Genomic DNA, 26350 nt, shown 5'->3' with positions numbered 1-26350 from the left:
GGCATCTGTGGTATGCGTATAACGCATGGACATCTCCAGTACGGGTCTGCGGGTTCTGCAGCAGATCGCCGAATCCGGCAGCTTCACCGCGGCAGCCGCCAGGCTCGGCTACACGCAGTCCGCGGTCTCACGACAGGCCGTCTCCCTCGAACGCAGTGCGGGCACCACCCTGTTCGACCGCCGCCCCGACGGGGTGCGGCTCACCCCCGCGGGTCTGACCCTGCTGCGCCACGCCCGCACCATCCTGGACTGCCTCGCGGCGGCCGAGTCCGACCTCACCGGCACCGTCCCACGGACCGAACTGGTGCGGCTCGGACTGTTCCTGAGCGCGGGCGCGATCATCCTGCCCGCCGCGCTCACCCGCCTCACCGCAACCGACCCGCAGATCACCGTCACGACCACCGAGGGCACCACGCCCGCCCTGATCCGGGCGCTGCGGGCAGGCTCGATCGACCTCGCCGTGCTGACGTCCCGCCCGCCCCACCGGCCCCTGGACAGCGACTCGCCGCGCCTGCACGTCGATACCGTCGCGGACACGGAACTGGTCGTGGCGGTGCCGTCGACCGGGAAGTTCGCCGGCCGCACCACGGTGCACGTCGACGAGCTGGTCGACGCCGCGTGGATCGCCACCCCGTCCTCGAACTCCGAGCCACTGCTCGGCGTCTGGCCCGGCCTGCCCGGACGACCGCACATCGTCCACCGCGCACGCGACTGGCTGACAAAACTCCAGCTGGTCGCAGGCGGCTTCGGGGTGACGACGGTGCCGTTGCGGCTCTCACCGGTGCTACCGCCCGGGGTGAGCCTGGTACCCGTCGAAGGCGCGCCACCTGAGATCCGCCGTGTCCTCGTGGCACGCCTCCCCGGCCACCCCACCCCGGCGATCACCACCGTCACCCGAGCGATCACCTCGACCATCTGACACATACCGCCCGGACGACCGGCCGACCCCGGCCACCATCCGCACGATCCCCCCGCCCCGCCCCGTCATGGCCACCGCCGACGCTTCCCCGGCGAGTCCGAAATTCACCAGGGCTCCCTTCACTCCAGCCACTGTCGGCCCCGCCTCACTGGAGCCGAACGCCTTATGTGATCAGACCATCACATAGCGGCCTCGTTCGTTCAGAGGCGGATCGGTGCGATCAGACAGATCCACAGATCGCTGGTCTGCCCGGAGAGCGCGGCAGGCCCGAATTGGCGGGCGGGGTTGATCGAGCCTCCGCTGAGGGGGCCGAGGAGAGCGATGCCCGATCGCGCCGTAATCGACCGGTGACAGGGAGACCGCGTCACCCCGCACCAGGCGCGCCAGGTCTGTCCCCGCCACCGAGCCCGCGAGTTGGGCGAGCGCACAGGGCGGGACACCGCGAACCGGGAACGGCGTCCACCAGCCACAGGGCGACCGTCACGGCGGCATTCATGTGCCCTCCGCTGCGCCTGCCGGGTGGGGTGAAGATCAGGGGCCGCCCCCGGTCACTGCTACGACGGTTCGGGAGCTTCCCAGCGGGTAACCGAGAAGGTCACCGAGGCGGGGGCCTTGGCGGTTACGGCGGTCACCTTCAGCAGAGCGACGTCCTTGTCGAGACTGTCGAACCTGCAGAACCGGTCCCCGGTCCGCAGTTCGGAGACCGGTACCTCGAGTTCGTTGCTCTCGCCGCGCGCCGCGGCGTCCTGGCAAGCGGTGAGGTCCAGTTCGGCGGTGCCCTTCACCCGGGCCACGTATGCGCTGAACCGCATCTTCGGGCTTCCGGACAGACAGCTCGGGAAGTACTCGATGTCTCCCCCGCCGCCGTTCAGTCTGCTCCGGTACGTAACGACCGGCATGTCCGAACCGAGCCCAACGCTGCCGAGAACACAGCCGTGCCCCTTGGCCACTTCGTCGGACACCGTGACGGGCTGGTTCTCGTAGACCTTGTCACCGGGCTGCGCCGGTGCACCCTCGGTCTTCGCCGGTCCGGCCCACAGGGTCGCCGACAAGGTCAGCTCCCCGACGGGGGATCCGCTCACCTTCACCACGCGCAGGAGGACCACGCGGCCGCCCGCGGCGAAGTCCTCACAGAACCGGTCCCCCGCCGCCAGGGCCCGGGTCTTGTAGCGGTCGACGTGCGTGCCGTCGCCGACCGCTGCCCGTGCGGCATCCTGGCAGCCCGCCTGGTCGAGGTCCCCGGCGTCCGCGGCAACCTTGGCGACGGGCACGTCGTCGAAGTCCAACACCTCGTTGTCCCAGGAGCACGGAGGCTCCCATGACAGGACAGGCGGCCTGCCCTCGTCCGTCTGGTCCCCGTCGTCGTTCAGGCGCGGGTTCGACTCATCGGGCCCGAGGACGCGAGGCCCGCTGTCCGTGAACTCCACATAGAAGTTGAAATCGGACGGGCATCCGTTCTTGATCGCCTGGACATTACTCAGCGAGACTTCCTTGTCCCGGTAGAGCAGCCCGGTCCTGGAACCGCCCGACCCACCGGACGCCGATCCCTTGGGCGCACCCGTCGCCGAGCCGGTCGGGCCTTCGGACTGTCCGCCGCCGTCCCCGCAGCCCGCGAGCACCACGGCCAGCAGCAGCGCGAGACCGCCGCCCCATAACGACCTTGCCGTACGGCCGTTGTCTCCCCACACGTCAACTCCCCGTTCGTATTCGAAGCGCCACCCACGGTACCGGCTACCGGGAGAGTGCCGACAGGAGGCGAGAAGCTCCCCGGATGTACGCCAGATCCAGCGCCCGCCCGCGCATCCGCACGGACTATGAAGGCGCCGTCCAACAGCCGTGACGGCCCGCCAGATGGACTGGCGCGCCGTCACGAGAGTTCGAGGTGCGGGATCAGTACCAGCGGTACAGGAACCACTTGTACTTGCCGTCGTTACCCTTTCCGTAGGAGCACGTGTAGGTGCCGCCGAGAGCGTCTCCCTCGGTGAGGCAGGCGGCCTTGGTCCAGTAGGCGCGGTAGAAGTGCCAGCTGGCCGGAACAGCGTTCGTCTCGTCGGCCGAGAGCTGCGGTGACGCCGTGCCATCGGCCGCCTGGGCCGTCACAGCTGTGCCTCCGAGAGCGAGCGCACCCCCCAGGGCCATGCTCACCAGTGCACGTCGCATGCGCATGATGTTCCCCTCTGATCTGCGGTGGTCAAGACTGGCCGGGTGTCGGACACACCGGCACCCGATGCCCAATCTCCCCATCAGCGGGCCACTTCTCGACCAGATTCGGTATGGACCGAACAACGGCATTTCCGGAAGAATCAGCCGAGACCGTTCCGTACGTGACCTGGGGGAACTGTGGTCTACCGCCTTCACTTCACGCTTGAGGATCTGGCGCGGACACGAGTGGCGCAGCCCCCGCCGCTGATGGAACTGGGCGCCGCGGTGCGCAACCTGCAGACTCGCAGCCGGCCGCTGCGCTTCCAAGCCTGGAGACATGCCGCCCACGCCCGTCTGGACCCTGAGGCGCGTATGGTCCTCGACCTGATCCCACCCGGCGGCTGGGCGCCCACGTTTCTCACCTCCGCCGGCATCGGCAACCCGCAGGAGTTACTGGAGCGGGTACGGGCCACACCCCGTTCCCAGATCCGTAAGGATCTTGCCCACGTGGCAGAGTGGCAGCCGCTCCCGCCGTGGGCACACCATCTGGCAGACGATTCCGACCTGCTACGGCAGCTGTGCGACAGCCTGAACCACGTCTACGAAGTGCTGCTGTCCCCTCATTGGGGACACATCACGGGCGAAGCCGCAGCAGATCGCGGGAAACGGATGCGGCAGGTGCTCGCCGGCGGTATGGATCACTTGCTCGCCTCGCTCCACCCGGGGCGTATCCGCTGGAATCCGCCCGTCCTCGAGATGGCGATGGCCTCGGGTTTCGACGGCGACCTGCACCTCGACGGGCGGGGCCTGATGCTTGTCCCCTCGGTCTTCGGAGCAGAAGCACCAGCCATCGACATCGACGCCGAGCCACAGCCCGTGCTGCGATACGCCATCAGCCACGATCAGCCCTCGGACCCACCGTCCTTGTCCGTCTTACCAGCACACTCGCCCCCGCCTGGAGCCCGATCGCCGTTGGCCCTCCTTCTTGGCCAGACCCGAGCCGCCGTTCTCCACACCATCGCCGAGCACCCCGGCTGCTCCACCAAGGAACTCGCCGCCCTCGTCGGCATCGCGCCTCCCAGCGCCAGCGAACACGCGACCACTCTGCGCGCGGCTCAACTGATCCGTACCGTCCGGCACCGCAACACGGCACTCCACAGCCCCACCACCCTCGGTATCGCCCTCCTCAACACCCCACCCAGCACGGCTCAGGTCTGAAACCCGGAAAGTCCAGGACCACGGGGCGGGGCCGTACACCTGTCGACGGGCACGCGATGTCCCACGATCTTCATGATCGGCGTCACGTCATTCCCCAGCACCCCGTTCACGACTCCCCACCGGGGCGCTGACCGTTGAGGGGGCCGCTGACCGATACGCGAACTGACGTCTCGGCCGTTGTCTCAAAACGCGCCCAAGCGCCTCACCGACAAGACCAGACCTTCGGCCGAGCAGCCCGGAGCCCTGGGGCTGGCGCGAGAGCCATCCCCGGTCAGCCGCGCTTCGCCGACGTCCCGGCCCGCAGGCCGTCGACGAGCAGGCCGAGCATGCGTCCGGCCTGCTCGTGATCGTCGGTCGCGAGGAAGATGCCCACCAAGGTGCTGACGACGTCGTCGGGGAGTACGTCTGCCCAAAGCGCCCCTTCCGCGGCTCCGGCGGTGAGCAGTGTGCCGACCTGCGCCGGCTCACCGCCCACGACCACGTCGTGCGCGAGACGGTCATGGAGACCCCGGGCGTACGGCGGGTCCTCGCCGCGACCGCCCCGCAGGTCCAGGGCTGCCGCGCCGGGCCCACGGCCGCACCGGTCGCCGGGTGCCCCAGCACGCCGGCGGACGTCACCGCGTCATCGACCCGGTGGCCGCGTGACGCCTCGGGCGGCAGCCCCCGGCTCGGCCTAGCCGTCCACCTCGTACTGCCCCACCTCACGGAAGTAACGCAGAGTCTCCGGGGAACCGTCGTCCAGGGCTGCGTTGACAGCGGCGCGAAGGGCATCGCTGATGTTCGGGTCCGTGAGCATGCGCACGATGTAGACGGCGTCGTCCTCGGCCTGGGCCAGCCGATAGCCAGTCTCCAGCCAGGCGCGCATCTCCTCCGGAGAATCGCTGTCGAGGAGCTTGTTGGCCTCCTCGATGACCCGCTTGTCATGGTTCTGTGTTGCCACGTGGAGGATACGGGCGATGGCGACCCGGTCGTCCTCGGCCTGAGCCAGCCGATAGCCGGTCTTCAAGAAGGCCCGCATGTCCTCCACGGTGCCGTTGAGGGCCTCATTGGCCTCCCGGACGACCCCCCGGCCGCTGTCCTCGTCGGCCAGGATGACCGCGATGGCGGCACGCAGTTCATCCTCCGACATCTCGTCCACGGGTGTCCCGGACACCGCCGCCACCGAAGTGGTGGTGGCCCCGGCCGCCGAACCGGCGGCAAGCGCCGGGGCGGTGAACAGAAGAGCTGGGGTCAGTGCGGTGGCCACGACGAGCAGAGCGGCACGCGTCGGTCTCATGAATGTACGCCTCCGTGATCGAACTTCGAGTAAGCCGATGATCACCCATGCACGTCAACACCGCACCAGAAATCCGTTAATCCGGGAAAGAGCGGCGGACTCACTGAAATCCCTGCCCGAGCACGCGCCGCGAACGCGGCCCCGCCACGACACCGAAGCCGACAGGGTGTCGACGAGCGCACAGGGACCGGTGTCGGACGGATCCCTCCGCAGGTTCGGTGCGGTAGACCGCCTCGATCAGCGCCTCGCGGGTCGGGTAGTGCCGATACAGGGGGCCGATCCCGACGCCGGCCTCGCGGGCGGTGGCCTCCAGGGTCGGCGTCCGTCCGGCAGCGGAGGCCGTGCGCGCCACCCCGAGGACGCGGTCCCGGTTGCGCTGGGCGTCGGCCCCAGGCGTAGTTCGCGGTCTGCCGCGACCATGAATCGGAGGCACCTCCGATTGCGATCTGGACGTGCATGTGAGTGACTTTCATTGGACCGGGAGCCGACGATCACCGACTCCGCCTCGATGCCAGGAGCCTGTGTTCACAACGGAGATAGGCTCCATTGACAGATTCCAACGGGTTCTCGCCACGAGTCGTGTGTCATCGCTCAGAGCCGCTCGTCGGCTCCCGTGCTCCGCCGACTTCGAGGAGTGGTCCGGCCCTGCAGCGGGTTTCTCTCCCAGATCGCTGCTTCCGCCAAGCGGCGGTGACTCGACATGCAACACCTGAGGAATACGGGCGCGAAACGCCGACCGTGGCACACTCCGCGGCATGCGCGTGCACCTCGGCTCGGACCATGCCGGCTATGAACTCAAGAACCACCTCGTCGCGTGGCTCACGGCTGCCGGCCACGAGCCGGTGCCCCCGAGCATCTCAGCGTGCAGAGCCGCCGTCTCCGCGGGCGACACCGCACCCGTACCGGGCGGCAGCACCCCCGATCGGTCCAGTCCGGTCCACGCACCGGTGCGGCAGCACTGCCCGGCATGCCCCACCAACCTCCTCCCGTCAGCCGCCACGGACGGCCTAAGGGTGGCGTCCGTCGTATGACGATTCGACGACATGCCGGGTCGGCGGCGTCAGCCCTGGTCGGCGTTGAGCGAGGCGGTGTGCTCCCGCACCTGTTGCGGCGTCATGTAGGCGTCGGTCTGTTCGAAGTGCCGCAGCGACGGCTGTTCCTCCGCGAGGAACCCGATCCGTACGAAGTCGTCGCCCGCAGCCGCGTTCAGTATCCAGTTCGTCAACGCCCGCGCCTTGGCGACATTGGTGCGCATCGCCCCCATGTGGTAGCCCCGGGCCACCGCCTGCGCGGGCATACCATGCAGCTCGATGCCCACCGGCTTGGCGACCGCGTCCCTGCCGCCCAGGTCGACCACCAGACCGAGGTCCCTGTGCCGGTAGGACCGAAGCGGCTCGCCGCGGAGCGCGGCGATGACGTTGTCGGCCACTGTCTTGGCCTGCCGGTGGGCGTGCTGCGCGGTGGGCGGGCAGACGGCGCCGTCGCCCCCCGTAAGGTCGGGTACGGCGGCGCCGTCGCCCAGCGCGAAGACGCCGTCGAAGCCAGGCAGCGTCATCTGCGCGGTGGCGGCGAGCCGTCCATGTACCGTCTCGGCCCCCAGCGTTCCCACCAGCGGGCTGGCGACCACTCCTGCGGTCCAGATCAAGGTCCGGGAGGGGACGACCCGGCCGTCGGTGAAGGTGACCTGGTCCGGCCTCGCCCCGGCGACGGACACGCCGAGCGAGATCTCCACCCCGCGCCGCTGGAGCACCTCCATCGCGCTGCGGCCGAGCTTGTCGCCCAGCTCGGGCATGAGTTTCGGCGCAATGTCAATCAGGTGCCACTTGATCAGGCTCGGATCGAGCCGTGGGTAGCGCCGCACCGCGTGGGTGGTGAGCCGCTGCAGGCAGGCCGCCGTCTCAGTGCCCGCGTAGCCGCCTCCGACGACAACGAACTGCAGTCGGGAGATCTTTTCCTGCTCGTCGACAGCGGCATCGGCCAGGTCGAGTTGGGCGATGACGTGGTCCCTCAGGTACGCGGCCTCGGCGAGCGTTTTCATGCCGCGCCCGTGTTCCTTCAGGCCGGGGATGTCGAAGGTGCGGGTCACGCTGCCGGGCGCGAGCACGATGTAGTCGTAGCGCTCATTCGTCAGTTCGCCGGTGATCCGGCGGACGACGCAGACCTTCGCTCGGGCGTCCACGCCGATGGCAAGGCCCGGGATAATCCTAGTGCGGTACCTTCCGCGGCGCAGCGAGAGCGCCACCGACTGCGGAGTGAGTATGCCCGCCGCGACCTGCGGCAGCAGCGGCAGATACAGCTGGTAGGAGACCGGCGTGACGAGCGCGATGTCCGCGTCGGCGGGAGCCAGCCGGCGCTCCAGACGGCCTACGCATGCTACGCCCGCGAAGCCTGCGCCCACCACGAGAATCCTGAGTCGCCCCACGGTGTCCCTCCCTTCTCGGGAGCTGCGTTTGCAGGATGCCGACTATTGCGGCCGGCTTTGCGAGACTCCGGCATTCGGCTCCTATCACCCATCCTCGTGGCTCACGACACGATGCGCGCGCCGGCATGAGGAGGCTCGGGCCCCAGCGACAGCTCCGGGAAGGGAACCGGGACTGGTCACGCTTCTGCTATGAGCCCGGACGGCGGCCATGGAATTCTGGAGCTTCCTGGCGGGCGGGTGATGGGCAAGGCCGGGCGCACTGCCCGCGCCACGGGTACGGCATGTCGAGCCGCACGGCCCGGACGAGCGCACCGGAAACGACCATGCCACCGATAAGGGTCCGGAATACGTTGAGTTGTTGCTGCGACACAGCAAGTATTTCGAGACTCACCGCATTCAAGCCGTATAGATACCCCCTTCAACCGGAATCGCCCCGGGAGAAAAGGCCTGGTCCACTGCGGGAATCGCTGTTTTCGGTGCTCGCTGGTGACGGGGCGCCGTAGTGCGGGGCGGTCAGATCCGATACATACGCGAGGCGAGGGCCGTCAAAGCCAGGACCAGCACGGCGGCAGAAGATCATGGAGACCATGCCGGCGACGCCTGCGAGCGCCAGGAACGCGGCGGCCACCCAGGGTTCCCGGTGAAGCCGAGGCCCGTGATGGCCATGCTCCAGCCGCTGACGATGGGGCCGTGGCAGTGGCCGCGGGAGAAGGTGCCGGACGGCAGGCTGCCGAGCACCGCGCCGATGGGAATGGCCCAGGTCACCTCCCGCCATATGGCGACGGCTTCCTCGTCGCGCTCGGCGGCGGGTCTGTCCGGCATCTGCACTCTGAAGCCGCAGGGGCCCTTGGAACGCGGCGCCTGGCATCCGCCCTTCCTCCGGGTGCGGCGCACCGCAGATCACGAGTTCGGCTGGCTACTCTGGATCCCGCGAGTTGGAGGAGGTTGCGTCTGCATGGGTGACGGGCACGCACCGGGGCTGTCTGGGCGGGAGGACGTGCTCGGAGCCGACTGGGAGAGCCATCGGCCCTCGGTCTTCGGTGTGGCCTACCGGCTGCTGGGGAGTGTGGCCGATGCCGAGGACGTGCCCCCCGGCCTGGTCAGGCTGCTACACCCGGACGCTGTCTACGTCACCGACGGCGGCGGCAAGGCTGCCGCGGCACGCAAGCTCATCCACGGTGGTCAGCGCGTCGCAGAGGTGATGGTGCGGGTGGGCCGCCAGTGGCGTCCGGACCGCATCGACCTCGCCGAGGTCGGCGGCGAGCTCGCCCTGGTGTTCCGCCGGGAGGGCCGTGTCCACTTTATGGACACGCTGCAGATCACAGACGGTCTGATAACCGCGTACCGCAGGGTCGTCAACCCGGACAAGCTTTCTCACGTCTGAGCCGTCACACCCCGAGGGGCTGTCTCGTCTCCCTGATGAGAACCACATCGGGACAGACGAAGGAACGCTCACGGGCAGATGAGATCGATCATGCGGACGGCATGCTTCCACCTGCTGCGTTCCTCTGCCGACGAGCCGCGATGAGCCCTGCGCGAAAGGGCTGCGCGCTCATGCGCCCCTCCCCAGTAAGGACCATTATGCAAGCCATCACTGTCCGAGACCGTAACGCCGGTCTCGCCGGGCTGTCCCTGACGGACATGCCCTACCCCCACGCGGCCGAGAACGACGTCGTCGTGCGGGTACACGCCGCGGGCATCACCCCCGGAGAGCTGGACTGGCCGGGCACGTGGACCGATCGCGCAGGCCGCGACCGGACGCCGAGCGTGCCCGGGCACGAACTGTCGGGTGTCGTCGAAGAGCTGGGGTTCGGCACCACCGGCTTGAGTGTCGGCCAGCGGGTGTTCGGCCTGGCTGACTGGGCCCGCAACGGCTCGCTGGCCGAGTACGTCGCGGTGGAGGCCCGCAATCTCGCGCCGCTGCCGGCGGACGTCGACCACACCCTGGCCGCCGCACTGCCGATCTCAGGGCTGACCGCCTGGCAGGGCCTCTTCGACCACGGCCGCCTGGCCACGGGCCAGACCGTCCTCATCCACGGCGCCACGGGCGGCGTCGGTTCGATCGCGGTACAGCTCGCCCGCGAGGCCGGCGCCCGCGTCATCGGCACCGGCCGGTCCGCCGACCGGGACCCCGCGTTCGCGCTGGGCGTCGACACCTTCCTGGACCTGCAGACCGAGAAATTGGAGGACGTCGGCGAGGTCGACGTCGTGTTCGACGTGATCGGCGGAGACATCCTCGACCGCTCGACCGCCCTGGTCCGGGCCGGCGGCACGTTGGTCACCGTCGTCATGCCGCCCAAGGTCCAGCCCAAGGACGGGCGGGCCGTCTTCTTCGTCGTCGAACCCGACCGCGCCCGGCTCACCAACCTCGCCACGCGAGTGAGGGACGGCCGGCTCAAGCCCGTCGTCGGCGCCGTACGGCCACTCACCGAAGCACCCGCCGCGTTCGCCCCCGCCACCCGCACCCCGGGCAAGGCGATCATCCGCGTCGCGGAAGACTGAACAGGAGACCCATCGTGACCGGAATGCGGATCGCCGGTGGCCTGCTGGCCGTCGCCACGCTGGCCGCGGCCACGGCCTGCACCGCCTCGGACCAGCCCGCCCACGCCAAGACGCCCACCGCGGCCGTGACATCGAAGCACCCCACCGAAACCGTCAAGCCCCTGCTCCAGCAGGCCCTCCCGAATGTGCAGGGCAAGACGTTCACCTCGGTGGTCGTCGACTTCCCGCCCAGAGCACGCGCGATGCCGCACCGGCACGGCAAGGCGTTCGTCTACGCCTACGTCCTCGAAGGCACCGTGCGCAGCCAGCTCGCCGGCAAGCCCGAGCGCACCTACCGCCAGGGCGAGAACTGGGTCGAGCGGCCGGGCGCTCACCACCTCCTGACCGAGAACACCAGCCGGACCGAACGGGCCAAGCTCCTGGTGGTCTACGTCTCCAACACCGGAGACAAGCTCAAGGTCGACGACCCGAGGGCGTAGTCCATCAGGTGGTAAGGAGGTAGAGCCTGAAGGACAAGCCGGGTGGTCGGTGAGGTGCGGTGTCGTCGACGACGTTCCGGCCGTGATGGCAGCACAGGCACACGCCTCCCCGATGAGCACAGGGTGTCGCAACTCTGTGATCGCGAAACCTGTGCCTGTCCTGTCTACTCACTGGTCAATGCTGGCCGGCCAATCTGCGCGACCTCTAAGCGCGTCGGATCACCACTACGGCCACGTCGTCGAGGTGATCCACCGCGACCGCGGCGTCGAGGATTCGGTCCGCCGTCGCCTCGACGTCGAGGCGGTCGAGGCGGTCGAGGCGGTCGAGGCGGTCGAGGCGAGCCTGGCCGGCCTACGTTCCCGCTCGTTCCAGCCCGGCTTCCAGGGTCAGCCCCGGCCCTTCGACGACGTCGTCGGTGTCCAGGACCAGCGCGGTGTTCTTTCCAACGTGAAGGTCTCCTCGGGGTAGTCGATCTCGGGCACGACTCCCAGTACCGGCCCGTCGGAAAGTATGCGGATGTCATGGCTGCGGTCGTCGCGTGCCAAGAGCAGCGGCACGTGGCCTACGCTGGTGTCGATGACCTGTCCATCGCGCGGATCGATACGCAGCATGGTGCAGTCGGCGAAGCGTCGTGCGTCCATGGTGACGAGCAGCTCGTCGGTGCGTGTCAGCACGGCTCCCGGCCCCGGTTCGTGGGTGGTGATCGCGCGCATGGACTAGCGCACCTGTCCCATGAAAGCTGCGGCTCCACGTCGTGCCCTTGGGCGTCGCCGGTCTCCAGTGCGACCGCACCGTCGGGCAAGAGGAACGCGTCGTACCAGTCTCCGCCGATATCGAGCCGCGTCGGCGGCGCGCTTGCGCAAGCCGGCGTCCGCGTGCTCGATGATGCTGAGCCCCTCGACGATCACGGCCATCATTCCGTACTCGACCCCGTTGTGGACCATCTTCACGAAGTGGCCTGCCCCGCTGGGACCGCAGTGCAGATAGCCTTCCGGCGCCGACCCGTTGGCGTGTCTGCTCGGTGTGGGCTCGGCAATGCCGGTGCCGGGCGCGATGGTGCGGAAGATGGGGTCGAGCCGGGTGACGGGCTCCCGCTCGCCGCCGATCATGAGGCAGTAGCCGCTGTACGGCGCTTTCGCTGACGTCATAGACCACACCGGTGGCCGTCGCACGTCAGCCAGCGTACGAGGTTCGCGCCCATCCGGCCGAGCCCGATCATACCGAGCCGCATCGGGGTGTCAGGCCATGGCTGCTCTCCTCTAGCACGCGTTGTCAATCGATCCGGCTTGATGGCCCACGACGCGGTGACGCGCCTCGCATAGACCGAGAAGACGGGAGTTCGCCTGACTGTTTATCGGTCGTGGCTGTAGGTGCAACATCTCGCTGAGCTCCTAGGCAGTGTCCTGTCGATCTCGGCTGTCAGCGGTCACACTCCGATGAAGCTCACCGTTTCCGTCATGTCCGCCCGCCCGGTACGTAGCCTTGGCACGCCTTCCTTCTCAAATCCCACTGAGATGCCGCAGAAGAGCACGAGCCCGTCATCGGCTCCGACTATCTGGCTGACAGTCTTGCGGTACATGGTCCACATCACCTGGGGGCAGCTGTGCAATCCTTCCGCCCTCAGCAACAGCATGACCGTCTGCAGGTACATCCCCGCGTCACCCCACTGTCCGGGCCCCATCGTCCGGTCGAGGTAGCAGAAGAGGACGACCGGCGCCCCGAACGCCTCCGAGTTCAAGGCGGCGATCTTCTGGGGCCGGTCAGGGTCGTCGCGCTCGATTCCCAGGGATTTGTACCGCTGGGCGGCCGCGGCGGAGAAGCGGTCCAGATACGGCGAGGTCAGTTCGTCCGGGTACATCGGGTACTCCCGCTCATCACCCGGGTCTCCCGCCAGTGCCCTGGCGGTTGCGTGTCTCTTCAGTTCGGCCAAGGGTTCGCCAGTCACGACATACACATGCCACGGTTGGAGGTTCCCACTGGACGGAGCCCGCATCGCTGCGGTCAGCACTCGTTCGAGTACCTCCCTGGGCACCGGCTCATCGCTGAACGCCCGTACGGCCCGGCGACTGTCCACGGCCTCATACACATCCACGTCTTCGCGTCCTCTCATTCAACCGGGCCCCTCCACCGTATTCAGCGGTCAGCACCGAACATCGCCGGAGGCTGGAAGATGTCCCGACGATCAGTCCAGTCGTTGGTGGGACCGTGGGAGACAGAGGCGACTTGACGGATGCTCAGTGGGAATGGCTGGAGCCGCTTCTACCAGTAAGCAACGGGCGTTGCGGTCGGTGGCGGGATCACCGCCAGATCGTGAACGGGGTGCTCTACCGGATACGCACGGGCGTGCAGTGGCGTGATCGGCCTGAGCGGTACGGACCGTGGAAGACGGCGCACGAGCGGCATCGCCGCTGGTCAGCGGATGGAACGTGGGAAATGCTCCTCCAGCGGGTCCAGGCCGAGGCGGACGCGGTCGGCGAGATTGACTGGGACATCTCGGTCGACTCGACATCCGTGCGCGCGCGCCACCACGCCGCTGGCGCCCTGCAGGCTCCGCCGCCCGCTGTTAAAAGGGGCTTCGTCTGGGCGGTCAAAGCCGCTCGGATCCGGGCGGAACTGATCGACCGGCTGGCGGAGGTGGTGCGGGAGGTGAGGCGCTCGGCCGCTCACGCGGCGGGTTCACCACCAAGATCCACATGAGTGCGGACGGCCGCTGCCGGGCGCTCTCGCTGGTCATCACGCCTGGGCAGTGCGCCGACTGCACCCAGTTCGAGCCGGTCATGGACGAGATCCGCGTGCCGAGGCTCGCCACTGGCAGGCCTCATACAAAGCCGGACAGCGTCAGCGCAGACAAGGGCTACAGCAACCGCCGCACCCGCCGCTACCTGCGCAGACGAGGAATCCGGCACGTCATCCCGGAGAAAGCCGACCAGGCCGCCAACCGGGCCCGGCGCGGCAGCGCCGGCGGTCGGCCGCCTGGTTTCGACAAGGACCGCTACAAGAAGCGCAACACCGTCGAACGGGCGATCAACAAGCTGAAGGCTTTCCCCGCGGTTGCGACCAGGTTCGACAAACACGGCTATGTCTACCTCGGCACCGTCACCGCAGCCGCACTCGTCATCTGGCTCCGCGCATGATCGCCAGGACACTCCCTAGGAGATCCCTAGGAGTGCCCTCGGTGTTTCAGTGCGCGGTAACGGCGGATGAGCGCATTGGTCGACGAGTCGTGGTCGAGTTCCGGCTCCACCGCGGAGGTGAGTCCGGGGGTGATCTGGACGGCGAGTACCTTGCCGAGTTCCACACCCCACTGGTCGAAGGAGTCGATGTCCCAGACTGCCCCCTGGGTGAACACGCTGTGCTCGTACAGCGCGATGAGAGCCCCGAGCAGACGGGGTGTCAGGATCTCGCCGAGCAGTACGTTGGTGGGGCGGTTGCCCTCCATCACCCGATGCGGCACGACGTCGGGCGGGGGGCCCTCGTCCCGGACTTCCTGCTCGGTCTTGCTGAAGGCGAGCGCTCGAGCCTGAGCGAAGACGTTCGACGACAGAATGTCGTGGTGGTCGCTCAGTGGGTTGAGGCTCTTGCCGAAACCGATCAGATCGACGGGAATCAGCCGGGTTCCCTGGTGAATGAGCTGGTAGAAGCTGTGCTGGCCGTTGGTACCCGCCTCTCCCCAGTAGACGGGTCCGGTGTCGTAGTCGACCACGTGGCCGTCCACGGTCACGTGCTTGCCGTTCGACTCCATGGTGAGTTGCCGTAGGTACGCCGGAAACCGTTTCAGATACTGTTCGTAAGGCATCCAGAACGTCCCAGCGGAGCCCGGTCTCGCGCACGCGCCGGGGCTCGACCACGTAGGCAGAGTGCGTAATCACGGTCTGTCCTCCACCACCTCGTCAAGGTCACCCACGACGACGTCCGTGCCGTGCTGGTGCGGCGCGTCCGCCTGACCGATCAGGTCGATTCCGACGACGTATCCGAGGTGGCCTGACCGTCCAGCCTCCACGCCGACAGGCACGTCCTCGAAGACCTCGGCCGCGCCGGGCTCGACGCCCCGGTCATGCGCAGCTTCGAGGAAGGTGTCCAGGTGCGGTTACGACACCAGGACACCATGAGCGTTGGCACCGGAGGAGACCACGGCAGTGGACAGTCCGGCCACCCGCACGGCCTCAACGTACGGACGAGCCCGTGTACGCCTCTACGCCCTGCGTGTGGATCTGCTCCGGCGGCTGGACGTTCCTGCGGTTCCCGAGATTGTGCGCGGTTTCCAGCTCCGGAGGCTCGTCGTCCGAGCCTTCGGGCAACGCGAGGTCAGGAAAGGCCCGTACGCCGTCGACACGCGGACGGCCGTCGGCGTACTCCTCGTAGTCGGCCGCTGCATCAAAAAGTGCCGACATCGGCCGTCAGGATCGTGGGCTACTTCAGATACCGCTGGTTGGTCACCTGGAACCCGGGCTCATCCTTGAGTGGCCGAGGCTCGGCGTCCGCCAAGCCATGACCAGGGCAGGCACTGCCGAGACGCTGCTTGCGCGGGTCCCAGGATTGTTTCCTGCAGGCGTCTGACGGCATCGATGTGGTCCTCGGTCCATATCATCTTCACGGCTGCTGCGGTTCCACGTCCGTCCGCTTCGCTGAGGTCGCGGCGCACCGCCTGGACGAGGAGACAGGTAGGGAGCCGGCTTTCGATGCGGTCGGGAACGGTGCCCGTGCCCGCCAGCGCTCGCGCTGTCTTCTCGTACCAATCGACAAGCTGCACGCTTGCCTCAAGGACCGCTGCACGTTCCGCGGTACGACCCTCTTTGAACGCCGAATCCTCACCCCTCCAGAGGTGGAGGACGGCGTCGGCTGTGAGTCGGATGATGACGCCCGCATTGATCAATGTCGTTACACCTGCCAGCGGGACGTGCTTCGTGCCGCGTTCAGCGAGGAAGCCGCGGAAGGCTTCGTCCAGTCGGCGTGCCGCCGATACTGCACGGTCTCTGTCGTCGCTTGGTATCGGAGCCGTCGGCACGCGTACGTCGTAGCGGGTGAGGCTGCATTCGATCGCGCTGCGCAGGTAGCGAGCGCTGTCGGAGAAGGTCTCGGACAGGGCCTTGCCGAGTGTGGAGCCTGCCCCCCGTGGCCAGAACAACCCCCCGACCACGAGGCTCACTGCGCAGCCGATGGCCACGTCCTCGAGGCGGACGAGCCCGATGTTCCATCCCCCGGGCTCGACGATGTTGTACAAGATCAACAGTGCGGTGCTGAAACCGGCCTGGCTGACGGTGAACGAGACAGCTTCGGGTGAGATTCCGGCGAAGGCCACGGCCGGCGGGAGTAGCAGCCAGAGGGCTACCGGGTGCGTGCCCAGAGCGATGATGAGCCCTCCGCCGATCAGGAACCCGACGGCGTTTCCCAGCAAGCCGCTTAGGGCGTTCTGCCCGGTGTTCAGCGCATTGGAGCGCAACACGGTCAGCGCGCCGAAGACGACCCAGAACGAGTGTTGGACGCCAGTGAACTCGGCCACGAGCACGGCGAGGCACAAGGCGGTCGCCCCGCGCACACTGTTGTGGAGCCACACCGAATGCCGTTCGGCCTGCGCACTCACGCGTTCCCGCGCGGAGGAGAGCGGGGACTCCACCCCCTCGGTCCGACACCCCAGAAGGTGTTGCCACCAGCTGCGCTGATGGGCGGCCGCGGCGACTTCGACATTCACGGCGATGGCCGAGATCGCGCAGGCCATCTGCTGGGCGTGAAAGCTCGGCTGCAATGACCTGACAAACTCCGACACCGCCACGTCCGGAACCGCCCCCGGGCATGTCTCGCCGCGGTGTAGTGGAACGAGAGACGTGACCGTGCGCTCCATGGCTGCCCGTGCCTGTTCCAGACGCCTCAGACCGGCGTCCAGCTCGCTCGGAGCACCGACGACTGATTCCAGCAATGCAGCACCCCGCTCCAGCAGAGCCGCGGATTCCAACTTCACTGAGCAAACCGCTGTCGCGGCCGGCTCGGGCTGAGACTCCAGCGGCGCTCGCTTGAGAATCGTATTCAGCCACACCACCTGGTCGATCACCCGAATCAGGGCGCGCGCTGCCGTGCTGAGTCCGGTTGGCCGGTACGATGTGCTGAAGAAGGACGTGCGTACGGCCGTCACGGCAGCGGCGGCCTCTTCGGTCAGCACATCGAGCGCCGCTCTGCTCTGCGGCTCAAAATCTCTGCGAACGCATTCGGCCTCGGCGCGCAGCTGCCGAGCAAGCAATCCGCATGCGCGAGCGGCCGACAGCCGCAATGGCTCGCGGACAGGTGCCGGCCAGCGCACGGCGATGGCGATCAGCGAGGCCGCCCCGCCCAGCAGCCAGCCGCCGAGCCGGTCCGGGATCGAACTCACCGAGCCAGGCATCGTGACCGGCAGGATGAAGCTCACAAGGAGGGCGGTCGTCGCGCTGGCCAGCACAGAGCTGACCACGCCGACGAACAGAAGCGTGGAGACAATGGCGAGGGTGGCCGCCGCAGCGACCCAGATCACCTGGGACGCCAGTGTTCCCAGGCAGACCAACACGGCCCCGGACAGCACCAGACCGGTCTGCGCTGACAGCCGTACGTGCATCGGACCGCTGAAGTCGACAAACAGCAAGCCTGCCAGGGCACCGAATGCCGCGAAGATCGCAAATTCCCGGTCGCCGACGAACTCGATGGCAATCGCTACAACTGCGGGCATGACAAATCCGATTCGCACCGCTCGTCGCAGCGTCGAAGGCCCTGCGGAGCGAACACGGAACCATCGAAAGATCCGCATGTGCGCAAGACCGCGTTGCCTCCAGGTCTCCGGAGGATCGAAGCCCCGCGACACCGCGCCCACGCCTTCTATTCTCTGCGCACAGGCAGCGTCTCGCATGAGGCGACTGGAATCACTGCTGCACCTGCACGCCGACTGCGCTGTGGACCCCGAGACGCCGCCTGGCCAGAACGCAGAGGCCGCTCTCTGCTGCCCGGCCCACGGTCTGGCGGCCGTCGCTGACCTGGAGCTTCCACAGCAAAGCTCAGCACGTGTGTTTCGGATGCTCGGCACGGTTACCGTGGAACTCTAACCGGGGCCTGCGAAGATGAAGGCTGACGGCGTCTCCGGCATTCCCCCGCTCCATCCCGCCGCACCGTGAGGAGCGGACAGATGCCCATCGCAACTCCCTAGGTCTACAACGAGATGCCGGACCGGGCGAAGGCTGGCAAGTTCGCCTACCCGTCCACCAACGTGACCTCGTCGCAGACGCTGCGCGCTGCTCTGCGCGGCTCTGCCGAGGCGGAGATCGACGGCATCGTCCAGATCTCACCTGGCGGTGCCGAGTTCCTGGGCGGCCAGTACAACAAGGACATGGTCACCGGCGCCGTCGCGCTGGCGGAGTTCGCGCACATCGTGGCTGAGAAGTACCCGGTGAACGTCGCCCTCCATACCGACCACTGCCCGAAGGACAAACTGGACGGCTACGTGCGCCCGCTGCTGGCGATCTCCTGCGAGCGCGTCGCCCAGGGTCAAAACCCGCTCTTTCAGTCACACATGCGGAACGGCTCCGCGGAGCCCCTCGCAGCCAACCTCTCCATTTGCTCTGGCCCCATGATCGCGGAGATTAATGAGGCCCTGGACGACGGCGTGGTCAAGATGAACGTCGACACCGATACCCCGTACGCCTTCACCCGCGCTGTCGCCGGCCACATGTTCCGCAACTACGACGGGGTACTGAAGGTGGACGGCGAGGTCGGCGACAAGAAGGCCTACGACCCGCGCACCTGGGGCAAGGCCGCCGAGGCAGGCACGGCGGCCCGGGTCGGCGTGGCCTGCGAGAACCTGCGCGCCGCGGGCAAGAAAATGAAGTAATCGCGCGAGGACGTCGACTGAGCACCGACACCTCGCCAGATAAGACATCCTCTCAGTAAATGCGGAAAAGGATCCGGGGTCGGCGTGCTAGGAGGTGGGACCTGGCGTACGCTGAGCAGTTGTAGGGAGTTCTGCGGTGCACAGGTGAAGGGACACCCGCATGAGAATGTATTCCACGGCCGGTAAGGGCCTTCAGAGCACAGGATTCTCAACGATCCGCTATGGACTGGCGCTCAATCTCCTGTCGATTGGACGGCTCAAGTTCGAAAGTTACGAGGTCGATAACATTCGGCCCTTGATCGCCGCGAGCCCTGTATTCTCTCGACTCCTCACCCAACTCGGCGAACAAAAACTGGCCAGGGTCATCGGTGTGACAGAGATGGTTGCGGGATCACTGATCGCGGCGAAACCGTTCGCGCCGAAAGCCTCGGCGCTAGGAAGCCTGGGGGCTGCTGGGATATTCGCCACCACTCTCAGTTTCCTGGCCACAACGCCCGAGGCATGGCAGGAGAGGCGCGGAGAACCAAAGCTCTCTCTCGCCGGTCAGTTCCTGGTAAAAGACATCGTGTTGCTGGGGGCTTCCCTGCTCACGGCTGCCGAATCTCTGCAAGCCGAACAGCACACGTAGTCCACAACGCGATAGCGACGAATTTCAGGAGCCTTTTCACATGTAGGTGTGAATTGCGACGGCCGGCTATAAGCCTGGACTGGCTCACTTCTCCGCGGATCACTCTTTCGCACAGCCTCCGAGCTTGACCGCGCTCCTGAATTGATCGTGCTTCTGCGGCTTCCGCAACTCGGACCGCTGCGCTGATCGGTGGCTGACCAGCCGTGGGGTGCGGGGCGGCTCGCGCCGCCCGGTCTCAGGTCATATGCCTCCCATCCCGGAGTTGGCGAGGCCGTTGATGAACCTGCGCTGCAGCAGGAGAAAGAGAATGAGCATCGGAGCGATCATGATGAACCCGGCCGCGCTGATGAGCGTGAAGTTCTGGGTGAAGCCCTGCTGAAAGGTGAAGAAGGTCGTCGACATGAACGCCGAGAACCCGCGCACCTTGAGCCGCGCCAGGGCATAGGCGGCGAGGCTCGCGACCACGCACGTGATCGCCCGGTGCAGAGGACGATCAGCAGCGAGTTCCACAAGCCTGCACCCATGTTGGCCTGGGACCACGCCGAGGTGAAGTTGCTCCATGTCCAGCTCGTCGGCAGTCCGAGGGAGTCGGCCGCGTACTCGCTGTTCGTCTTGAGGTAGTCGGCGGCGCCCGCGGTGTCCCTGAAGTTCGTGTTGATCCCGACGGACTGCCCGATCGCCAGATCCCAGACGATCTGCGGTACCCGCAGCCCGTTGACCAGGTTGAGGTAGGCCGCGCGCTCGGCGGTGAAGATCTGCCGCAGCGGGAACAGTTCGGTCCAGGCCGTGCCCACGTGCTCCGGGCGCAGCCCACGGCCGTGGGTCTCCAGCAGATGCAGGCCGAGGATCGTGGAGTCGATGTCGTCGTCGCCCGCTGAGCCGTCGATGTTCCCGCGCGTGGTCTCCGGCCGGCACTCACGGAACGCGAAGCCCTCCGGCTGAGAGTCGAGGGCGACGACGTAGTCGGTGAGCGGATAGGAATCGGTGAGCTTGAGGTAGTCGCGTATGCGCTCCACGGTCCAGTGGTCGCCGTCCTCGACGGGCTTGCCCAGATTGCAGCCGACGACGCGGCCGAGCCAGGCCGCGTGCACCTGGTCGTGGTAGCGGTCCTGTCGTGGGCGACGGTCTGCGCGGGCGACACGGAGACCCGGATGTCGTCGAGCGACTCGGGCTCCTCGTAGGTCCAGCCGGGCAAGCGGGGGCTGTCGCGCATGCCATCGACCAGCGTGAGCAAGGCGTCGCGGTCCTCCGGATCGGTGACGTTGACCGCGCGTACCACGTCGTCGACGTCGTACCAGGTCTCGCGGCGCTGGGCGACCTCGTCGGCGAGGAGATCCTTCGGCCGGCACGCGTCGGTGGCGGTGTGCCGGTATGGCCTGGGGGTGGCGATCGCACCGGAACTCGCCGTCGTGGACACCTCCACCTCACCCGACGCATCCGGCACACGCCTCGTCCGGCTCACCGACTCCGCCCACACCCGTCGGGGCTATGCCACCCGGCGTACCACCGACCCCAACCCCTTCCTCCCTCAGGCCATCGCCCTCCCCCACACCGCCGCGGCCGCCCTGCCCGAGCGGGGCGAAGGCGAGTGCCCCGTGGTCACCGGCTGAACAGGGTGCGTCGGCAGCGATACGTTCCGCGCACCGATGGTGATACGCCCGCTTCTTCTCTCCCGACCTGTCCGAGGCGCGCGGCGAGGGCGCGGCCGGCCGGACGACGCACACCTCGGGGTCGCACGGCGCGGAGCCGGGGCGGCCCGGGACGTACTGCTTCCTCGCCTGGTTTCTGGGATGGTCGGCGGTTGTGATGCCCTGTGCGCGGCTCGCGAAAGGCGCCACAGCTGAGAGGTGGACCATGGGCCGGTCCCAGCGCTGGACATCGACGACATCGAAGACACCGCCAAGCTGTTCGGGCCCGTTCTCCGCCTCGAAGCTCAGCGGCTTCCCCCAGCCCGGGAGGAATGGCGCCAGCGCGGGATCATTGTGCCGACTGACCGCGCTGACGGCGAGAAGCCCTCCCACCCCCAGCACCCGGTGCGCCTCCTTGAGGGCGAGCACCGGGTCAGCCAGGTGAGTCCATTCCGGCTCGTCCTCGAGAACCCATGGCCCGAGTCCGGCCCCGGATCAACACGTCACGCACGTGATTAAGGGCAGCCACCCGGATCACCGACAAGCACGTAATGCCAAACTCCGCTGACCCATACACGTGGAAGCGGCTACCGAGCTTAGAGTACGCCGCGGTCGGGAGAGGTCGCGAAGGTCTGCACGTAGTCGATGGCTGACTGCAACGCGTCTTTCAGTGGGGCGATGTCCCGCGCGACCTGAGCGAGCAGCATACCGCCCTGGAAGGCGGCGAGGAGCAGATTGGCCAGCCGCGTGGGATCCGCCTCAGGGCTGATGCGGCCGAGTTGCTGCATACGCGCGATCCCATCACGGAAGATGACCCTCCACTGGTCGAACGCACTCGCGAGCTCGTCGTGAACGTCAAGGTCCGTCTTGATGATCTCGCTCGCGAGGGAGCCGAGGGTGCAGCCTTCCTGGTAAGCCCGCTCGTAGCCGACGTAGAAATCCGCCCACGCCCGAAACGCGTCGAGGCTGTCGAAGCAAGTGAACCGCTCACTGCGGTGGAAGGTCAGGACGCGCTCGGCCTGCCAGGCGATCACCGCCAGGACGAGACTCTCCTTGCTCGGGAAGTAGTGGTTCAGCTGCGACCCGCTGACGCCGGCGGCGCGGCGGAGCTGCTCGTTGTTCGTCGCGTGGACACCCTTTGTGTAAATCAGCTCAGCAGCATGCTCCAGGATGCGGGTACGCGTCGCCTTCCCCTTGGCCGTGAGCTTGCCAGGCGCCGGAGCTGCCGTGTTGGTGGTCATGGTCCAGGATAACTCCAGATTGGGCTTGACAGCCCAGGACCGAGGGACGTTAACTCTAGGAAGTGGGCTGAACAGCCCAAAAAATGCGGATACGGCCGTAATCACCACGGGGACTGGACCTTTCCAGCACCACGAGCCCGGCCCGGGTCCGACGATCACCACTCACCCACCCACCGGAGGCTGATCCGCCATGTCACGGCTAACCGTTCCCGCTCCCGACGATGTCCCCGCCGGCGCGCAGAGCACCCTCGACACCATCGGCGCACAGTTCGGCTTCATCTCGAACATTCATCCAGCAGCGGCCCGATCTCGACGCCACCATCCGGCGTCTGACGGCCTTCGCCGAGGTCGGCGCGGATGTGCTCTACGCCCCTTACCCACCCGACCTCGATGCCCTGACCGCGATCGTCACCGCCGTCGCACCAACGCCGGTCAACGTCCTCATCTCGCCGGCGGACAAGGTACTGACCGTCGCTGAACTGCGGAAGGCCGGAGTCAAGCGCATCAGCGTGGGTCCGGCGCTCTACACCCACGCGATGGGGGCACCCGAATAGGCCGCCAAGGCTCTCGTCACGGGTGACCTCACCGCCGCGACGACAGGAATCAGCTTCGAGCGCATCAGCGAACTACTTGCCCGCGGCAAGAACTAGCCCGCCCCTGGCGAACCGCCGCTCCTCACCCATTCATCACAGGAAGAAGGCAGGCCGACATGGACCTCCACAAGCTCATGAACAAGCACCTCACCAGGTATTTCGACCCCAGCAAGACCATTCCGGAGGAAACACTTCAGCAGCTGCTGAGGTTCCTGCGCTCGACGCCCTCGTCGGTGAACGTACAGCCCCAACCACTTCTACGTCCTCGCCACGCCCGAAGGCAAAGAGCGGCTCGCCAACAACCGGGGCGAACGATTCCAGGACAACGGCGAGAAGGTCCTGAACGCGTCGCACACCATCACTCCTCACCACCCGGGCAGATGTGTCTGAGAGCCACCTCGAGGCGGTGTGCACGAAGGAGAAGGCCGACGGCCGGTTCCCTGACCTGCCAAAGCAGGAGTTGCGGGAATCAATGACTCGAAACTTCCTCAATCTGCGCAACTATGGCTACAAGGACCTGAACCACTGGATGGAGAAGCAGACCTACCTGGCGGTGGGCCTGACCATGATGGCGGCCGCTGAGCTCGGCAACGAGGCCACGCCGCTGGAGGCCACCTTCGTCTAAACACCCACTCGGAAACCCAGAACCCACAACGCATATGAGAAAGAGGACAATCCCAATGAAAGCCATCGTGGTAACCGACCAGGCCGCGGGAACCGCCGGGATGACGCTGGCCGAGCGGCCTGAGCCGCCCGCAGCGATCAACGACGTCATCGTTCAGATTCACGCATCGGGCTTCGTCCCGACGGAGCTGGAGTGGCCATCGACCTGGGCCGATCGCGCCGGCCGTGACAAGACACCGTCGATCCCCGGCCACGAGCTGGCCGGAGTGGTCACCGCCCTCGGCTACGGCACGACGGGGCTGTCGGTCGGGCAGCGGGTGTTCGGCCTCGCCGACTGGCACCGCGACGGCACCCTGGCGGAGTACGTGGCGATCGAAGCACGCAACCTCGCGCCGCTGCCCGGCGACGTCGACTTCGCTGTAGGCGCGTCCCTGCCGATCTCAGGTCTGACCGCGTGGCAGGGGCTGTTCCAGCACGGCCGCCTTCAGGCCGGCCAGACCGTCCTCGCCCATGGCGCGGCCGGGGCAGTCGGGACGATGGTGACCCAGCTCGCACGCGAGGCCGGCGCCTACGTCATCGGTACCGGACGCACCGCCGACCGTGAGAAGGCGCTCGACTTCGGCGCACATGAGTTCGTCGACCTCGACAACGACGCGCTGCAAGACGTCGGCGACGTCGATCTGGTCTTCGATGTCATCGGTGGCGACGTTCAGAGGCGGTCCGCTGCCCTGATCAAGGCCGGAGGAACGCTGGTGTCCATCGTCGGCCCGGTCGAGGCGCGGCCCGCTGACGGCCTGGCGGTGGACTTCGTCGTCGAGGCCGATCGTGCCGAACTGGGTGAGATCGTGCAGCGAGTGCGGGACGGACGGCTACGGACGAACATCGATGACGTGGCGAGCTTCGATGATGCCGTGGGAGCCCTTAACCCGACCACGCGGCGCAACGGGAAGACGGTCATCCGCGTACGCCCGTAGGCAGTGACGGCCACAGGCCGACCGGCGGGCGCGTCATCCTCACGGTGTACGAGATGAAGGGGCTCGGCCGCGACGCCGCCGAACTCACCGCGCTCGCAGGCCATGTCGGACCCGACCGCCGCCGTTCGTGGCCGCCACGCGGGAGACGCCACCTTGATCCCCTGGCCGGGCGGTCAGGGCACTCCGATCGATAGAGGAGTTGATCACCTTGGACGGACAGGAGCTGCAGAAGATCGCGGGCGACTGCGCTGTGGGACTGCCCGGCACCGATCTGGAGCATCGTTTGGGCGCCGGCTGGCGCCTCTACAAGGCTCGCGACAAAGTCTTCATGCTCATGACCAACATGCCGGGGCGCTCGTGATCGACTCCTACCGTCTCGTGGTCAGCGGGCTTCCCAAGTCCGAGCAGCCCGTGGATCCGCGCACCTACGGCCGCCGCGCCTGACCTTCGTCACGCCCATCAGGGGCGACAAGCTCCAGGACAGAGAGGGCCTCACCGAGCAGGTCGAGTCGTGCGTCGAGCTGACGGATCGCCGGCTCCGGGATCGTCTTGCCGATGTCGTCTTCGTTCACCTCCTCGTCACCGCGACGAGGCTGCGGTGGGCGCAGCGCGGCCCAAGGGGACCACTGGCCAGTGGATCATGTGGGAGTACGGTTCATTTACATGGCAGATTTCCAGACCCGTTCCGCGGCCGGTCCGCCCTCCGCGTTCGGTGCCGACCTGCATCTGGAGCTGCGCGGACCCGGGCTGCGTGCAGAGCTCACCGACGCCTTGAGGGAGGCCGTGCGGACGGGGCGTCTGGCGCCCGGCAGCCGGCTGCCGGCCTCCCGCTCGCTCGGTGCTGATCTCGGCCTCTCGCGTCACACCGTGGTCGAGGCCTACGCGGAGCTGGTCGCTGAGGGCCGGCTCACCGCCGCGGCTCGCCGGGCTTTGACCGCCGCGCCACACGATGCCTTCGGCTACGGCGACGCCCGCGGCCGGATGGAGCTGCGCACCGCACTCGCCGACTAAGTAAAAGTGGCGGACCGCGGATGGCAGTTGCCCGAACGGGACGCCCTGGTGGTCAACTACGCGGCGCCCTCGGACAGCGCGTGGGCAGGCGCACTGGACGCGCTGTGCAGGGTGCTGCCCTAGACGGGGTTCCGAGGGCGGGGCGGATGCGCCTCTGTCCGGTCCGGGAGCGTCCCTGCCGGGATTCGTTCCGGTACCGGATCCGCCCCGACCAGGGTGTGGCCGGCAAAAGACCGGACCACTTCGCGTCGAACCGCCGCCTCAGAGCTTGATCGGTCTGGACACCGCACCGTGATGGTCTCCCTGTGGCTCATGAACGCCTTTCCCGGGTGAAGAGCAAGCGCGGAGTCACCGGACGCCCGTGTCGCTGCCGTCGGTGTCAGCCAACGGCCCGTTGGCCGCACCCGGGCCATGACGGGGGTCCCGCCGGAGGACGTCTGACGAGCCGAGTCCACAGAGCTGATCGTCAGCGAACTGTTCACCAACGGTTTCGTGAAGCTCGGACTTCGTCCGCCCCAGAGGTCGGGGGTGGATCCGCAACGTGGTCGAAGCAGCCAGAACGGCCGAGGCGGCCGGATACAGCGGTTTGTGGCCGTGCGGAGCGCGGCCACAAACCACTTCCCTCCTGTGACCAGGCTGCCGACCAGGCGAGACCGTCGGGTCGGAGGCCACCGGACCTGACACGACCGGCTCCGCCTGAGACATGCCGGCGGCGAACAGGCATCCCGACCCAGCGCGCTCCATCGCCTCTGCCCGGCGGGGGCCACCCTGGATGAGCTGATCCGCATCGCGGGCAGCCGATGGCCCGGGAGGAACGCTTCCCGACAGCGAGACTCCTCCTCCGGCGTC

The 26350-nt window shown here is 67.5% G+C and carries 27 protein-coding genes and 5 pseudogenes; 15 read left to right on the top strand and 17 right to left on the bottom strand.

Going from position 1 to position 26350, the window contains the following annotated elements; genetic code table 11:
• Nucleotides 1-25 precede the first annotated feature (25 nt).
• Nucleotides 26-919, top strand: a complete 894-nt coding sequence (locus tag AS97_RS44225; RefSeq protein ID WP_059142295.1) for a LysR family transcriptional regulator — start codon at nucleotides 26-28, stop codon at nucleotides 917-919.
• Nucleotides 920-1119: 200 nt separating this feature from the next.
• Here the strand turns inward: AS97_RS44225 and AS97_RS48185 are convergent, their stop codons facing one another.
• From AS97_RS48185 to AS97_RS44210, 3 genes are all read right to left on the bottom strand, one after another.
• Nucleotides 1120-1287 (bottom strand): aquaporin, encoded by a 168-nt coding sequence (locus AS97_RS48185; protein WP_247204697.1) that lies wholly within the window; start codon nucleotides 1285-1287, stop codon nucleotides 1120-1122.
• Between the two features lie 186 nt (nucleotides 1288-1473).
• The gene (locus AS97_RS44215; RefSeq protein WP_125759636.1) at nucleotides 1474-2607 is read right to left on the bottom strand and encodes a hypothetical protein; all 1134 of its coding nucleotides are present in this window, start codon (nucleotides 2605-2607) and stop codon (nucleotides 1474-1476) included.
• Nucleotides 2608-2809: 202 nt separating this feature from the next.
• Complete coding sequence (locus tag AS97_RS44210) at nucleotides 2810-3079, bottom strand: hypothetical protein (protein WP_143670532.1); 270 nt, start codon at nucleotides 3077-3079, stop codon at nucleotides 2810-2812.
• A 228-nt stretch (nucleotides 3080-3307) separates the two neighbouring features.
• Here AS97_RS44210 and AS97_RS44205 point away from each other — a divergent pair, with 228 nt between their 5' ends.
• Nucleotides 3308-4279, top strand: coding sequence for a MarR family transcriptional regulator (locus tag AS97_RS44205; protein WP_247204696.1), 972 nt, complete (start codon nucleotides 3308-3310; stop codon nucleotides 4277-4279).
• A gap of 271 nt (nucleotides 4280-4550) precedes the next feature.
• Here the strand turns inward: AS97_RS44205 and AS97_RS44200 are convergent, their stop codons facing one another.
• Together AS97_RS44200 and AS97_RS44195 are read right to left on the bottom strand one after the other, a co-directional pair.
• Nucleotides 4551-4754, bottom strand: coding sequence for a hypothetical protein (locus tag AS97_RS44200; protein ID WP_161500530.1), 204 nt, complete (start codon nucleotides 4752-4754; stop codon nucleotides 4551-4553).
• 198 nt (nucleotides 4755-4952) lie between these two features.
• Nucleotides 4953-5555, bottom strand: coding sequence for an ALF repeat-containing protein (locus AS97_RS44195; RefSeq protein WP_059142291.1), 603 nt, complete (start codon nucleotides 5553-5555; stop codon nucleotides 4953-4955).
• A gap of 755 nt (nucleotides 5556-6310) precedes the next feature.
• On the opposite strand from AS97_RS44195, the pseudogene AS97_RS44185 reads away from it, so the two are divergent.
• Nucleotides 6311-6400, top strand: a pseudogene (locus AS97_RS44185) (ribose-5-phosphate isomerase); the annotation flags it as partial.
• A 215-nt stretch (nucleotides 6401-6615) separates the two neighbouring features.
• Here AS97_RS44185 and AS97_RS44180 read toward each other — a convergent pair.
• Both AS97_RS44180 and AS97_RS44175 read right to left on the bottom strand, forming a co-directional pair.
• Nucleotides 6616-7977, bottom strand: a complete 1362-nt coding sequence (locus AS97_RS44180) for an FAD-dependent oxidoreductase (protein WP_210566892.1) — start codon at nucleotides 7975-7977, stop codon at nucleotides 6616-6618.
• 576 nt (nucleotides 7978-8553) lie between these two features.
• Nucleotides 8554-8799 carry a hypothetical protein gene (locus AS97_RS44175; protein ID WP_086711006.1) on the bottom strand — a complete coding sequence of 82 codons (246 nt, stop codon included), beginning with the start codon at nucleotides 8797-8799 and terminating at the stop codon, nucleotides 8554-8556.
• Nucleotides 8800-8932: 133 nt separating this feature from the next.
• Here AS97_RS44175 and AS97_RS44170 point away from each other — a divergent pair, with 133 nt between their 5' ends.
• From AS97_RS44170 to AS97_RS44160, 3 genes are all read left to right on the top strand, one after another.
• The gene (locus AS97_RS44170; RefSeq protein ID WP_125759642.1) at nucleotides 8933-9361 is read left to right on the top strand and encodes a hypothetical protein; all 429 of its coding nucleotides are present in this window, start codon (nucleotides 8933-8935) and stop codon (nucleotides 9359-9361) included.
• Nucleotides 9362-9558: 197 nt separating this feature from the next.
• Nucleotides 9559-10479, top strand: a complete 921-nt coding sequence (locus tag AS97_RS44165) for an NADP-dependent oxidoreductase (protein WP_185930005.1) — start codon at nucleotides 9559-9561, stop codon at nucleotides 10477-10479.
• A 23-nt stretch (nucleotides 10480-10502) separates the two neighbouring features.
• Nucleotides 10503-10958, top strand: a complete 456-nt coding sequence (locus tag AS97_RS44160) for a cupin domain-containing protein (RefSeq protein WP_125759658.1) — start codon at nucleotides 10503-10505, stop codon at nucleotides 10956-10958.
• Nucleotides 10959-11345: 387 nt separating this feature from the next.
• Here AS97_RS44160 and AS97_RS44155 read toward each other — a convergent pair whose 3' ends face one another.
• The 3 genes from AS97_RS44155 to AS97_RS44145 all read right to left on the bottom strand — a co-directional run bounded on the left by AS97_RS44155 (nucleotide 11346) and on the right by AS97_RS44145 (nucleotide 13051).
• On the bottom strand, nucleotides 11346-11672 hold the full coding sequence (locus AS97_RS44155; RefSeq protein ID WP_210566891.1) for a SpoIIE family protein phosphatase: 327 nt from the start codon (nucleotides 11670-11672) through the stop codon (nucleotides 11346-11348).
• Between the two features lie 3 nt (nucleotides 11673-11675).
• Nucleotides 11676-12107 (bottom strand): hypothetical protein, encoded by a 432-nt coding sequence (locus AS97_RS49130; RefSeq protein ID WP_349017627.1) that lies wholly within the window; start codon nucleotides 12105-12107, stop codon nucleotides 11676-11678.
• 278 nt (nucleotides 12108-12385) lie between these two features.
• On the bottom strand, nucleotides 12386-13051 hold the full coding sequence (locus AS97_RS44145) for a nitroreductase (protein ID WP_125759646.1): 666 nt from the start codon (nucleotides 13049-13051) through the stop codon (nucleotides 12386-12388).
• A gap of 113 nt (nucleotides 13052-13164) precedes the next feature.
• On the opposite strand from AS97_RS44145, the pseudogene AS97_RS44140 reads away from it, so the two are divergent.
• Nucleotides 13165-14093 (top strand): annotated as a pseudogene (locus AS97_RS44140) (IS5 family transposase).
• A 26-nt stretch (nucleotides 14094-14119) separates the two neighbouring features.
• Here AS97_RS44140 and pgi read toward each other — a convergent pair.
• The 4 genes and pseudogenes from pgi to AS97_RS44120 all read right to left on the bottom strand — a co-directional run.
• A pseudogene (gene pgi / locus AS97_RS44135) lies at nucleotides 14120-14755 on the bottom strand (glucose-6-phosphate isomerase); the annotation flags it as partial.
• A gap of 69 nt (nucleotides 14756-14824) precedes the next feature.
• Nucleotides 14825-14971 (bottom strand): hypothetical protein, encoded by a 147-nt coding sequence (locus AS97_RS44130; RefSeq protein WP_210566890.1) that lies wholly within the window; start codon nucleotides 14969-14971, stop codon nucleotides 14825-14827.
• A gap of 151 nt (nucleotides 14972-15122) precedes the next feature.
• Entirely contained in the window at nucleotides 15123-15350 is a 228-nt protein-coding gene (locus tag AS97_RS44125; protein WP_210566889.1) for a hypothetical protein, read from the bottom strand.
• 59 nt (nucleotides 15351-15409) lie between these two features.
• The gene (locus tag AS97_RS44120; protein WP_210566888.1) at nucleotides 15410-17650 is read right to left on the bottom strand and encodes an FUSC family protein; all 2241 of its coding nucleotides are present in this window, start codon (nucleotides 17648-17650) and stop codon (nucleotides 15410-15412) included.
• Nucleotides 17651-18133: 483 nt separating this feature from the next.
• On the opposite strand from AS97_RS44120, the gene AS97_RS44115 reads away from it, so the two are divergent.
• On the top strand, nucleotides 18134-18802 hold the full coding sequence (locus AS97_RS44115) for a class II fructose-bisphosphate aldolase (RefSeq protein ID WP_247204695.1): 669 nt from the start codon (nucleotides 18134-18136) through the stop codon (nucleotides 18800-18802).
• Between the two features lie 160 nt (nucleotides 18803-18962).
• Nucleotides 18963-19430 (top strand): DUF417 family protein, encoded by a 468-nt coding sequence (locus AS97_RS44110; RefSeq protein ID WP_125759652.1) that lies wholly within the window; start codon nucleotides 18963-18965, stop codon nucleotides 19428-19430.
• A gap of 323 nt (nucleotides 19431-19753) precedes the next feature.
• Here AS97_RS44110 and AS97_RS44105 read toward each other — a convergent pair whose 3' ends face one another.
• Entirely contained in the window at nucleotides 19754-20521 is a 768-nt protein-coding gene (locus tag AS97_RS44105; protein WP_210566887.1) for an ADP-ribosylglycohydrolase family protein, read from the bottom strand.
• 135 nt (nucleotides 20522-20656) lie between these two features.
• Between AS97_RS44105 and AS97_RS44100 the strand changes: the two genes are divergently transcribed.
• Nucleotides 20657-21040, top strand: coding sequence for a hypothetical protein (locus AS97_RS44100; RefSeq protein ID WP_210566886.1), 384 nt, complete (start codon nucleotides 20657-20659; stop codon nucleotides 21038-21040).
• 614 nt (nucleotides 21041-21654) lie between these two features.
• Here AS97_RS44100 and AS97_RS44095 read toward each other — a convergent pair.
• Nucleotides 21655-22299 (bottom strand): TetR/AcrR family transcriptional regulator, encoded by a 645-nt coding sequence (locus AS97_RS44095; RefSeq protein WP_210566885.1) that lies wholly within the window; start codon nucleotides 22297-22299, stop codon nucleotides 21655-21657.
• 221 nt (nucleotides 22300-22520) lie between these two features.
• Between AS97_RS44095 and AS97_RS44090 the strand changes: the two genes are divergently transcribed.
• The 4 genes and pseudogenes from AS97_RS44090 to AS97_RS44075 all read left to right on the top strand — a co-directional run bounded on the left by AS97_RS44090 (nucleotide 22521) and on the right by AS97_RS44075 (nucleotide 24934).
• Complete coding sequence (locus AS97_RS44090; RefSeq protein WP_247204694.1) at nucleotides 22521-22853, top strand: isocitrate lyase/phosphoenolpyruvate mutase family protein; 333 nt, start codon at nucleotides 22521-22523, stop codon at nucleotides 22851-22853.
• A gap of 511 nt (nucleotides 22854-23364) precedes the next feature.
• Complete coding sequence (locus AS97_RS48175; RefSeq protein ID WP_247204693.1) at nucleotides 23365-23517, top strand: hypothetical protein; 153 nt, start codon at nucleotides 23365-23367, stop codon at nucleotides 23515-23517.
• Between the two features lie 55 nt (nucleotides 23518-23572).
• Nucleotides 23573-24490 carry an NADP-dependent oxidoreductase gene (locus AS97_RS44080; RefSeq protein WP_059142289.1) on the top strand — a complete coding sequence of 306 codons (918 nt, stop codon included), beginning with the start codon at nucleotides 23573-23575 and terminating at the stop codon, nucleotides 24488-24490.
• 208 nt (nucleotides 24491-24698) lie between these two features.
• A pseudogene (locus AS97_RS44075) lies at nucleotides 24699-24934 on the top strand (hypothetical protein).
• On the opposite strand, the gene AS97_RS44070 reads toward AS97_RS44075, so the two are convergent.
• A complete protein-coding gene (locus AS97_RS44070) occupies nucleotides 24916-25062 on the bottom strand; it encodes a hypothetical protein (RefSeq protein ID WP_156107351.1) in 147 nt (48 codons plus the stop codon). The pseudogene AS97_RS44075 and the gene AS97_RS44070 overlap by 19 nt on opposite strands.
• A gap of 91 nt (nucleotides 25063-25153) precedes the next feature.
• Here AS97_RS44070 and AS97_RS44065 point away from each other — a divergent pair.
• Nucleotides 25154-25498 (top strand): annotated as a pseudogene (locus AS97_RS44065) (winged helix-turn-helix domain-containing protein); the annotation flags it as partial.
• Nucleotides 25499-26350: the final 852 nt, after the last annotated feature.

It is taken from the genome of Streptomyces sp. AgN23 (genome assembly GCF_001598115.1).
Lineage (GTDB): Bacteria > Actinomycetota > Actinomycetes > Streptomycetales > Streptomycetaceae > Streptomyces > Streptomyces antimycoticus.
The sequence above is the reverse complement of the archived record's forward strand: the minus strand, read 5'-3'. Positions and strand labels throughout refer to the sequence as shown.